Below are 10,774 nucleotides of genomic sequence, written 5' to 3' on the forward strand. Positions count from 1 at the left end.
GAGGAGCGTCGGCCCGTTCAGAGGCTCGCCCCGAGCCTGCGAGGGGGGAGGGGAACGGGGTCCTCTTAGAATCGGGGCATGTTGCGCTGGCTGACCGCAGGGGAATCGCACGGTCAGCAGCTCACCGCCATCCTCGAGGGGCTGCCCGCCGGCGTGGCGGTCCAGACCTCGGACATCGACCTGCAGCTCGCCCGCCGCCGTCTCGGGCACGGGCGCGGCGCGCGCATGTCCTTCGAGCAGGACGAGGTCACGCTCACCGGCGGGGTCCGGCACGGCCGCACGCAGGGCGGCCCGATCGCGATCCAGGTCGGCAACACCGAGTGGCCCAAGTGGTCGACGGTCATGGCGGCCGACCCGGTCGACCCCGAGGTGCTCGCGGGCCAGGCCCGGAACGCCCCGCTGACCCGTCCCCGCCCGGGCCACGCCGACCTCGCCGGCATGCAGAAGTACGGGTTCGACGACGCCCGCCCGGTGCTGGAGCGGGCCAGTGCCCGGGAGACCGCCGCGCGGGTCGCCCTCGGCGCGGTCGCGCAGGCGTTCCTCCGCCAGGCGCTGGGCGTCGAGGTCGTCAGCCACGTCGTGGCGATCGGCCCGGTCGTCGCGCCGGACGGGATCGTCCCGGGCCCGCAGGACAACCCGCTGCTCGACGAGGACCCGGTCCGCTGTGCCGACCCGGCGACCAGCGAGCGCATGGTCGCCGAGATCGACGACGCGCGGAAGAACGGCGACACCCTCGGCGGCGTCATCGAGGTCGTCGTCCACGGGCTGCCGCCGGGGCTGGGCAGCCACGTGCACTGGGACCGCCGCCTGGACTCGCGGCTGGCTGGAGCGCTCATGGGCGTCCAGTCGGTGAAGGCGGTGGAGGTGGGTGACGGGCTGGAGACCGCCCGCCGGCGCGGCTCGGTGGCGCACGACGAGATCGTCCTCGCGGACGGGCGGGTCCAGCGGCTGACCGACCGGGCGGGGGGCCTGGAGGGCGGCATGACCAACGGCGAGCTGCTGCGGGTGCGGGCGGCGATGAAGCCGATCTCGACCGTTCCCCGGGCCCTCGCCACGGTCGACGTCGCGACCGGCGAGCCGGCCGTCGCCATCAACCAGCGCAGCGACGCCTGCGCGGTGCCCCGGGGCAGCGTGGTGATGGAGGCGATGGTCGCGCTGGTCCTCGCCGACGCCGTCCTGGAGAAGTTCGGTGGCGACTCGGTGGCCGAGACGCGGCGCAACGCGCAGGGCTACCTCGACTCCCTGCCGATCCGATGAGCTCCCCGCTCGTGGTGCTCGTCGGCCCGCCTGCGTCCGGGAAGACGACCGTGGGCACGGCCCTGGCCGAGGCCCTGGGCGCGGTCTTCCGCGACACCGACCACGACGTCGAGGCGACGAGCGGCTCCTCCGTCGCCGATCTGTTCGTCTCCCAGGGCGAGCCGTACTTCCGCGCGCTCGAGGAGCAGGCCGTCGCCGCGGCACTGGCCGGGCACGACGGCGTCCTCGCCCTCGGCGGGGGAGCGGTGACCAGTGCCGCGACCCGTGAGCTGCTGGTGGCCTACGGCCGGGCCGGGGGCACCGTCGTCTGGCTCGACGTCGACCTGCCCTCGGCGGCCAAGCGGGTCGGGCTCTCCCGCGACCGCCCGATCCTCGGTGTCAACCCGCGGGCGATGCTGCGGCAGATGCTCGAGACCCGGGCTCCCCTCTACGGCGAGGTCGCCACGCTGACCGTGCACACCGGTGGCCGCACGCCCGAGGAGGTCGTCGCCGAGGTGCTCTCGGCCCTGCCGACGGTCGGGACCGGCCGATGAGCGCAGCGCCCCGCAGGAGCCGGGGAGCGTGGCGGCGGGTGACCGTGCCCGGCGCCGCCCCGTACGACGTGGTGATCGGCCCCGGCGCGCAGGCCGAGCTCGGCCTGGTCCTCGCCGGCACACCGAAGGCCGCGGTCGTGCACGCCCCGCCGCTGGCGGCCCTGGCCGGCGCCGCGGTGGAAACCCTGCAGAGCGCCGGGGTCGCCGCCGAGGCGGTCGTCGTCCCGGACGGGGAGGCGGCCAAGACCGCCGAGGTGGCGTCCGGTCTCTGGGAGGAGTTCGGCCGCCTGGGACTGACCCGGTCGGACGCGGTCGTGGGCGTCGGCGGGGGAGCGGTCACCGACCTCGCCGGGTTCGTGGCGGCCACCTGGACACGCGGTGTCCGGGTGGTCCAGGTGCCGACCAGCCTGCTCGGCATGGTCGATGCCGCCCTGGGCGGCAAGACCGGCATCAACACCGCCGCGGGCAAGAACCTGGTGGGCGCCTTCCACCCGCCGGTCGCGGTGCTCGCCGACACCGACTCCCTCGCCCGGCTGCCGGAGGCGGAGTTCCGCTCGGGCCTGGCCGAGGTGGTCAAGTGCGGGTTCATCGCCGACGGGACGATCCTCGACCTGCTCGACGCCGATCCGACCGGCCGGAGTGCGACCGAGGAGCTCATCGACCGCGCGGTGCGGGTCAAGGCCGACGCGGTGGCCGACGACCTCTACGACGTCGGCCGGCGGGAGTTCCTCAACTACGGGCACACCCTGGCGCACGCGATCGAGCGGATCGAGGACTTCGGCTGGCGGCACGGCGAGGCGGTCGCCGTGGGCATGGTCTTCGCCGCGGAGCTCGGTGGCCGGGCCGGGCTGCTCACCCGTCCCGAGGTCGACCGGCACCGCACGCTCATCGAGGCGATGGGCCTGCCCACGCGGTACGCCGGCGACTGGCCGACCCTCCAGGCGGTCATGCGGGTGGACAAGAAGGCCCGGGGCGCCTCCCTGCGCTTCGTCGTCCTCGACGGGCTGGGCAACCCGACGATCCTGACCGACCCCGACCAGGCCTGGCTGGACGCCGCCTGGTCCGCCGTCGCCCTGTGAGCCACCCACCCTCCCGCCCCCAGCAAGGAGCCGCCGCGTGACCATCCAGGTGCTCAACGGACCCAACCTGGGCCGGCTGGGCCTGCGCGAGCCGGCGAAGTACGGCACGACCACCTACGCCGAGCTGGTCGACCTGCTCGAGACGACCGGGCGCGAGCTGGGCCTCGAGGTCCGGGTCCGCCAGACCGACGACGAGGGCGAGATGCTGCGCTGGGTGCACGACGCGGCCGACGCCGGCGACCCCGTGGTGCTCAATCCCGCCGCGTGGTCGCACACCTCGGTCGCCCTGCGGGACGCGCTGTCCCAGCTGACCGCCCCGCTGGTCGAGGTGCACATCACCAACATCCACTCCCGCGAGGAGTTCCGGCACCACTCCTACGTCTCCGGTGTGGCCGACGGCGTGATCGCCGGCCTGGGCGTGCACGGTTACGTGCTGGCCCTCGGCTGGCTGGCCCAGCAGGGCGTGAAGTGACCCCGGCCGGGGCGGCGGGGCGGGTGGACAACAGAGCGCGCCGGGACGTCCTCCGGGCGGTCGCCCTCGAGCGGGGCCTGGACGCCGTCCTCGTCACCAACCTGCTCAACGTCCGCTACCTGACCGGCTTCACCGGATCGAACGGCGTCCTGCTCGTCTCCGTGGACGGCGCCGACCTGCTCGGCACCGACGGTCGCTACACCACCCAGGCCGCGGCGCAGGCGCCGGACGTGGAGGTGCTCATCGACCGCGCCACGGTCGCCGGGGTGGCCCGGGCCGCGGTGCGCCGGGGCGCCGGGCGGCTGGGCTACGAGTCCCACGACCTCACCGTCGACGGGCTGGCGCAGCTGGAGAAGGTGCTCGCCGATGCGGTGGCCGGCGGCAGCGTGCCGGAGCTGGCGTCGGTCCGGCGGGCGGTCGAGGAGCAGCGGGCGATCAAGGACGAGGACGAGATCGAGTCGCTCCGCCGCGCGTGCGCGGTCGCCGACCAGGCGCTGGCCGAGCTCGCGGCGGAGGGTGCCCTGCGCCCCGGGCGGACGGAGCTGGAGGTAGGGCGGGAGCTGGACGCCCGGATGCTGGCCCTGGGGGCCGAGGCGCCGTCGTTCGAGACCATCGTCGCCGCCGGCGCGAACTCGGCGATCCCGCACCACCGGCCCGACGCCACTGTGCTGCGCGACGGGGACTTCCTCAAGCTGGACTTCGGGGCCACCGTCGACGGCTACCACTCCGACATGACCCGCACCCTGGTGATCGGCCACGTCGCGGACTGGCAGCGGGAGATCTACGAGCTGGTGGCCGCCGCGCAGGCCGCCGGCCGGGCCGCCCTCGCGGTCGGTGCCGACGTCGTCGCGGTGGACGCGGCGTCCCGGGACGTCATCGTCGCGGCCGGTCACGGCGAGCACTTCCCCCACGGCCTGGGTCACGGCGTGGGCCTGGAGATCCACGAGGCGCCGGGCATCGGCCCGCTGGGCGCGGGTAGGCTGGCCGCTGGCATGGCCGTCACCGTGGAGCCGGGCGTGTATCTGCCCGGCCACGGCGGAGTCCGGATCGAGGACACCCTCGTCATCACCGACGACGCGCCCGAGTTGTTGACCCTCACGAGCAAGGAACTGCTGGTCCTCTAGATGGCTACCACCAACGACCTCAAGAACGGCATGGTCCTCAACCTCGACGGCCAGCTCTGGGCCGTCACCGAGTTCCAGCACGTCAAGCCGGGCAAGGGCGGCGCCTTCGTCCGCACCACCCTCAAGAACGTGCTGTCGGGCAAGGTGGTCGACAAGACGTTCAACGCCGGCACCAAGGTCGACACCGCGACCGTGGACAAGCGGTCGATGACCTACCTCTACAAGGACGGCGCCGACTTCGTCTTCATGGACGGCGAGACCTACGACCAGATCCACGTCCCGGCCGAGACCGTCGGCGACGGCGCCAACTACCTGCTCGAGAACACCGAGGTCGTCGTCGCCGTCCACGAGGGCACCCCGCTCTACGTGGAGCTGCCGGTGACCATGGAGCTGGTCGTCGAGCACACCGACCCGGGGCTGCAGGGTGACCGCTCGACCGGTGGCACCAAGCCGGCGACGCTCGAGACCGGCGCGCAGATCCAGGTGCCGCTGTTCATCAGCACCGGCGAGAAGCTCAAGGTCGACACCCGCGACGGCCGCTACCTCGGCCGCGTCAACTGAATCGTTTGCAGAGAGCCCACCCGACCCCCATGGCTGCACGGTCCAAGGCGCGCAAGCGGGCCGTCGACGTCCTCTACGAGGCCGACGTCCGCGGTGGTGACCGGCTGGCCCTGCTCCGCGACCGGATCGAGACGGGCAACCCGCCGGTGCCCGAGCACACGGTGCGGCTGGTGGAGGGCGTCGCCGAGCACGCCGCGCGCATCGACGAGCTGATCGGCCGGCACGCGACCGGCTGGTCCCTCGAGCGGTTGCCCGACGTCGACCGGGCGATCCTCCGCATGGCGGTCTTCGAGCTGCTCTGGGCCGACGACGTGCCCGACGCCGTCGTGATCGACGAGGCCGTCGAGCTGGCGAAGACCCTGTCGACGGACGAGTCGCCGGCCTACGTCAACGGCGTGCTCGGCGCGATCCTGGACGCCGAGGTCCCCACCGCCTGACCGGGCGGAGATCCCGCACACCACGAGGGCCCCTGCCGATCACGGCAGGGGCCCTCGTGGTGTGCGCTCGAACTGGCATCTGTAGCACGGTGTCCGTTTGCAGGGTGGGCGGCGGATCCCCGCGTGCAGAGATGCGTAGCCCGGCCCGCAGGATCTACGTAGTCGGCCGCGAAACGCCGTGGTCGGCCTTGTCGACTAGGGGGAGCTGGGGCGCCAATTCGGTAATCGGCAATCATCGACGCGGATGTTGCGGGGTCGCGGAGCCGGTCAGGATTCCGCGCGTCGACCCCGACTGCGGCCGGGGCGGCGCTCCACAGCGGGGGAGGTCCACGGGCATCACCGTGAACCCTTTTCGCCGAGTCCATCCCAGTACCGATCCTGAGGAGAACACCGATGTTCGAGGACCAGCAGGTCGAGCTTCTGCCCGCACGGACCACCATGAAGAAGGCGGGCCGTGGCGGCAATTTCCAGAGCGGCAACCTGGCCATCGCCGTCGCCGTGAACGCGGGCAACATCAACTTCGGCGGCGACCAGGCCAACATCGCGAGCGCCAACGCTCTGGCCGGCAGCAACGTCTTCGTTTTCGGCCACTGACGGACGCCCGGCCGGCCCCGGGGTCCGCCCCGGGGCCGGCCAGGCACTGATCGCATGACCAACCCGACCCTGAAGGGAACAACGATGTTCGAGGACCAGAAGGTCGAACTCCTGCCGGCACGGACCACCATGAAGAAGTGGGGTCGCGGCGGCAACTTCCAGAGCGGCAACCTCGCCGTAGCCGCCGCGGTGAACGCCGGCAACGTCAACGTCGGCGGCAGCCAGCTCAACCTCGCGAGCGCCAACGCTCTGGCCGGCAGCAACGTCTTCGTCGGCTGATGCCGGCTGCGGAGCCGTTGCCGAGGCGGCGCGCGCCGCGGTGACAGGGAGGGGCGGTCGGATGCGGCCGCCCCTCTCCTCTGCTGCACGCGTTCGAGCGGTGAGGTGACAGAGATGACCAGCGTGGTGGAGCGCGACGCCGTGACCACGGCCGGCCGGGTACACCGGCTGATGCCCGGCACCGAGCTGCTCGGTGAGTACCGGGACTCGGCCTACGAGGAGCCGAAGTTCCTGGTGCAGCGGGCCGACGGCCAGGCCATGCAGCTGCCGCGCCTCCTGTACCGGGTGGCGTGCTCCCTCGACGGTCGTGGCGACGGCGAGATCGCCGCCGATTTGAGTGCCGAGCTGGGCACGGTCCTGACCGCCGAGCAGGTGTCCTTCCTGGTCGAGGAGCGGCTCGCTCCGGTGGGTCTGGTGGTTCCGGAGGGCAGCGACACCGATCGGCCGGGAGACGGCACGGTGGCACCACCGATGCCGGTCCGCAACGACCTGCTGCTCGCGCTGCGCTATCGCGTGGGTGTCATCCCGGCCGGCGTCGTGTGGCGCATCGCGGGGGTCTTCCAGCCGCTCTTCCGGCGTCCGGTCTGGAGCGTCCTGCTGGCCACCTTCGTGCTGGTGGACGCCTGGATCGCCCTGCAGGGCAACCTGCTGGATCTGCTGGTCTCCGGGGTGGGGGACATGGGCCGGCGCCCGGGACTGGTCCTCGCGGTCCTGGGGCTGACCGTGCTCTCGGGGGTCCTGCACGAGTTCGGGCACGTGGGCGCCTGTCGCTACGGTGGCGGGCGTCCCGGCGACATCGGCGTCGGGCTGTACCTCGTGTGGCCGGCGTTCTACAGCACGGTCACCGACAGCTACCGGCTCGACCGGGTGGGGCGGCTCCGCACCGACCTGGGCGGCCTGTACATCGACGCCGTCTTCATGGCGGGCCTCGGCCTGGTCTACCTGCACACCGGCGAGGCCTGGCTGCTCATCGCGCTGCTCGGGATGCACGTCGAGGCCGCCTGGCAGCTCCTGCCCTCCCTGCGGCTGGACGGGTACTACATCCTCGCGGACCTGGTCGGCGTCCCCGATCTGTTCAGCTACGTCAGGCCCACCCTGCTCAGCCTGCTGCCCGGTCGGACGCCGCCCGCCGCGGTGCGCGAACTGAAGCCCCGGTCGCGACGGATCATCGTCCTCTGGGTGGCGGCAGTCGTGCCCACGCTCCTCTTCTGGCTGGCCGTGCTGCTCGTGGCGCTTCCCCGGCTCCTGCCCGCCGCCTGGCACGCCCTGCTGGACTACCTGCAGGTTCTCGACCGCGCGGCGCGCGACGGGGCGATCGTCACAACGACCGTGGGCGTCACCGAGCTCATGTTCCTGCTGCTGCCCTGGGCAGGCGGCGCCATGGCCCTCTGGATGCTGGTGACCGTGGCGGCCCGCCCGCTGGCCGCCCGATCCGGGCTCGCCCGGGTCGGCACGGGCACCTGGGCCGCGGCCCGCCGGCTGGCGGCCCTGGCCGGCCTCGTCGGCATCGGCGCCCTGCTGGTGCTGCGGGTGGCGCAGGTGGCGCGGTCGCACCCGGCGACGGCGGAGGAGACCAGGCTCGCCGAGAGCGCCCTCTCCGCGGTGCACGAGGATGCCCGGGGACCGGCTGTCGGAGCGGCGGAGTGGCTCGTCCGTGAGCAGCTGGTGCTGTTCGCCCGCGCGACGGGGGCCTTCGAGCGCCACTCCACGGTGGTGGCAGGCGCCCGGGAGATGGCCGTGCTGGCGTGCGCGGTGCTGGTCGTCCTCCCCATCGTCCTCGTCGGAATGCGCCGGCTGCCCCCTCTGGCGGTGGGGCTGCCGCTCCTGGCGACGCTCGCCATGGGACCGGCTGTCACGACCTTCGCCACGGTCGGGTCCGGGACGGTCGGCGCCGCCTGGGCGGCAGCCGGCGTGGTGCTGCTGGCCTGCTCGCAGCGCCGCGGGACGGCGGTCGTCGCAGCCCTCGCGGTCACGGTCGGGGTCGCCACGGAGCCTCTGGTCGCCGTCCCGTTGGTCGCCGCGCTGGCTGCGTGGCCGAGCTCCCGGCGGGCCCGGCACGCCGGACCGAAGGACGTCCGCAGATGGCTCGCGGTCGCGCTGATCCTGCCCCTGGGCGCGGTCGTGGCCGCCCTGGCGTCCGGTCCCACCGCTACGGCCGTCCACGGCACGCCCCTCGACGCCTCCGAGCGCACGGTGCTCCTGCTCACGGTCGGCGTCCTCGTCGCTGCCGGTCTCCTGCTCCGCCCGCTGCGGCCCTGGGCCGTGGCGGCCGGGGCCGCGACCGTGCCCGCGGCGCTGTCCTGGCCGGGGACCGGTGACGCCCTCGCGCTGGCCCTGGTGACCGGAACGGTGCTGGCGGTGCTCGTGGCCGCCACCTTCATCCGTCGGCAGGTGGCACCTCGGCCGAACCCGCTCCACCGGGCCGCCGTGGCCGTTCCGGTGCTCGTCCTCGTCCTCGTGGGGGCGCTGTTCCTGCCTGCTTCGGCCCCCGTTCCGCCACACGCGGCGCTTGCCTCCTGGATCACGGCGCCGGACGGGCCGTCGGGCACGCTGCTCGTCCCGCCCGGCCTCTGGGGTGATCTCGTCCGCGACGGCGTGCCGCCGTCCCGGCTCGTCCGGGCGGGCACGGGTGTCGCGGCCGACGCGGACTGGACGGTCACGGTCGGCGCGCCCACGCCGGGCACGGAGCCTGCTGCCACGTTCGTCCGGGGTGCCACGGTCCTGACGGTGGCCATGTCCGAGCAGGCCCGGGCCGAGGCGCAGGAGCAGGCGCAGGCGCAGGCGCGTGCCCAGGAGGCGGCCCGGGCGGAGGAAGCCGCCCGTCAGGCGACCCAGCTCCAACAGGTGGAGCAGCAGACCGCCCGGCGTTCCTTCGGGAGCCTGCTCACGGAGCGACCCGGGTTCACCGCCTCCCCCGCGGCCCTGGCCGCTCTTCGCGACGGCAGCGTGGACATGCGGGTACTGGTCGTGCTCGACGCCCTGACCCAGGAGTACGCCGTCACGGTGTCCGACGTGCCAGTGGCGGCCGGGGACGACGGCAGCCGGCCCCGGCACCAGGTCCTCATCACCTCGCTGGCCTACCGCCCCATCAGTGATCCGGAGGCCGCCACCTTCCTGACCCAGTGGCTCGCCGCCTGGGCGCCGCCGTTCACCCCGTCCGCAGTGACCCCGGGCCCGGACGGCCTCCTCGTCGGGTGGGTGCCCAAGTCGCCCCCTGCGTGAGCTGCCGCGGGCACACCCTCGGGACCCGACGGTGTGTCTGGAGGTCGGCCGCCCGGGCCGGTCCACGGATCGGCTGCCGGCCGGTAGCAGGAGGCGCGCACCGCTCACGGACGCGCCGCGGCTCCTGTCGCACGCCGTGCGGGCAACTGGTCGGGGGCCGCGAAGGGTGCCGATCGGCGCGCGAGTGCCCGGTGCCGGCATCGGTACCAGCTGCGCTGTTGCGTACTCGCCCGGTGCACCCGCAGTAGTGGTCACGGTGACGGCTCCGCATGCGACCGGCCGGAATAGGTGTTCCCCACCGTTGCCCGCGCGTCCGGGACCGGCAGAGACTTTCCAGGTCGGTTCCGGACCGCGGCCGGGGTCGGCGCGCCACGGGGCGAGGGCAGGCCTACCGGCACCCGCTGTGGTCGTCCTTCCTGGTGGACTCCATCCCAGTACCGATCCTGAGGAGAGCCCATGTTCGAGGATCAGCAGGTCGAGCTGCTGCCGGCACGCACCACGATGGACACGTGGGGCAGCTACCAGAGCTACAACACCGCGGTGGCGGCGGCCGTGAACGCCGGCAACATCAACGTGCTCGGCGACCAGTACAACAGCGCCTACGCCGCGGCGGCGGCCGGCAGCAACTTCGGCTGACGGACGCACTCCTGCCACTGCTCACCGGTGGCCGGACCCGGGGAGGGGTGGCCGGACGCGGCCGCCCCTCCTCTCCGTTCCGGACCTACGGGCCCTCACGTCCCCGGCGTCGGCTCCGATCCCGGCACGACGGCCCGGCCCTCCGTCGTGCGTCACGAGGTCAGTAGCCAGCCCGGTCTCTACGTACGACGACCCCGGCCCGGCGTAGTGGTCCAGGACGGAGGTAGGGATCCGTACCCCTCCGATTAGGTGCCGCCCACCGTTGTCCGGTCCTCCACGAGCGGCAGAGACTTCCGCAGTCGACTTCGGACCGCGGCCGGACTCGGCAGTCCACCGGCAAGCGGGGCGAATCCGACGCAGCACGCCGTCGTCCTTCTTCCTGGCGGAGTCCCTCCGTACCGATCCTGAGGAGAACACCATGTTCGAGGACCAGAAGGTCGAGCTGCTGCCGGCCCGTACCACGATGGACACGTGGGGCGGCTACAGCAGCCAGAGCGGAAATCTCGCCATCGCCGTCGCGGTGAACGCGGGCAACATCAACTTCGGCGGCGACCAGTACAACATCGCGGTCGCCGAGGCG

Annotated in this window: 11 protein-coding genes; all 11 read left to right on the forward strand. The window is 73.3% G+C overall.

Translation table 11 applies throughout. From position 1 onward, the window contains the following. Positions 1 to 78: 78 nt before the first annotated feature. The 11 genes from aroC to ACFSHS_RS12440 all read left to right on the forward strand — a co-directional run bounded on the left by aroC (position 79) and on the right by ACFSHS_RS12440 (position 10,194). Complete coding sequence (gene aroC, locus ACFSHS_RS12390) at positions 79 to 1,257, forward strand: chorismate synthase (protein WP_376876108.1); 1,179 nt, start codon at positions 79 to 81, stop codon at positions 1,255 to 1,257. Continuing rightward, complete coding sequence (locus ACFSHS_RS12395) at positions 1,254 to 1,790, forward strand: shikimate kinase (RefSeq protein ID WP_376876111.1); 537 nt, start codon at positions 1,254 to 1,256, stop codon at positions 1,788 to 1,790. Before aroC ends, ACFSHS_RS12395 begins: the two co-directional genes overlap by 4 nt. Continuing rightward, positions 1,787 to 2,869 carry a 3-dehydroquinate synthase gene (aroB, locus tag ACFSHS_RS12400; protein ID WP_376876114.1) on the forward strand — a complete coding sequence of 361 codons (1,083 nt, stop codon included), beginning with the start codon at positions 1,787 to 1,789 and terminating at the stop codon, positions 2,867 to 2,869. Before ACFSHS_RS12395 ends, aroB begins: the two co-directional genes overlap by 4 nt. Positions 2,870 to 2,906: 37 nt before the next feature. Continuing rightward, on the forward strand, positions 2,907 to 3,341 hold the full coding sequence (aroQ, locus tag ACFSHS_RS12405; protein ID WP_376876117.1) for a type II 3-dehydroquinate dehydratase: 435 nt from the start codon (positions 2,907 to 2,909) through the stop codon (positions 3,339 to 3,341). Further along, positions 3,338 to 4,465: a M24 family metallopeptidase gene (locus tag ACFSHS_RS12410; RefSeq protein ID WP_376876120.1), complete on the forward strand. Its 1,128-nt coding sequence runs from the start codon at positions 3,338 to 3,340 to the stop codon at positions 4,463 to 4,465. Before aroQ ends, ACFSHS_RS12410 begins: the two co-directional genes overlap by 4 nt. After that, positions 4,466 to 5,026 (forward strand): elongation factor P, encoded by a 561-nt coding sequence (gene efp, locus ACFSHS_RS12415; RefSeq protein ID WP_376876124.1) that lies wholly within the window; start codon positions 4,466 to 4,468, stop codon positions 5,024 to 5,026. It begins immediately after the preceding gene. A gap of 29 nt (positions 5,027 to 5,055) precedes the next feature. Next, entirely contained in the window at positions 5,056 to 5,463 is a 408-nt protein-coding gene (gene nusB, locus ACFSHS_RS12420) for a transcription antitermination factor NusB (RefSeq protein WP_376876127.1), read from the forward strand. 393 nt (positions 5,464 to 5,856) lie between these two features. After that, a complete protein-coding gene (locus tag ACFSHS_RS12425) occupies positions 5,857 to 6,057 on the forward strand; it encodes a hypothetical protein (RefSeq protein ID WP_376876130.1) in 201 nt (66 codons plus the stop codon). 54 nt (positions 6,058 to 6,111) lie between these two features. Then, a complete protein-coding gene (locus ACFSHS_RS12430) occupies positions 6,112 to 6,336 on the forward strand; it encodes a hypothetical protein (protein ID WP_376876133.1) in 225 nt (74 codons plus the stop codon). A 114-nt stretch (positions 6,337 to 6,450) separates the two neighbouring features. Further along, the gene (locus ACFSHS_RS12435; RefSeq protein ID WP_376876136.1) at positions 6,451 to 9,558 is read left to right on the forward strand and encodes a hypothetical protein; all 3,108 of its coding nucleotides are present in this window, start codon (positions 6,451 to 6,453) and stop codon (positions 9,556 to 9,558) included. A gap of 456 nt (positions 9,559 to 10,014) precedes the next feature. Beyond that, on the forward strand, positions 10,015 to 10,194 hold the full coding sequence (locus ACFSHS_RS12440; protein ID WP_376876139.1) for a hypothetical protein: 180 nt from the start codon (positions 10,015 to 10,017) through the stop codon (positions 10,192 to 10,194). Positions 10,195 to 10,774: the final 580 nt, after the last annotated feature.

The sequence above is a fragment of the Blastococcus deserti genome (assembly GCF_042682525.1).
In the GTDB taxonomy this organism is placed as follows: Bacteria; Actinomycetota; Actinomycetes; order Mycobacteriales; family Geodermatophilaceae; genus Blastococcus_B; species Blastococcus_B deserti.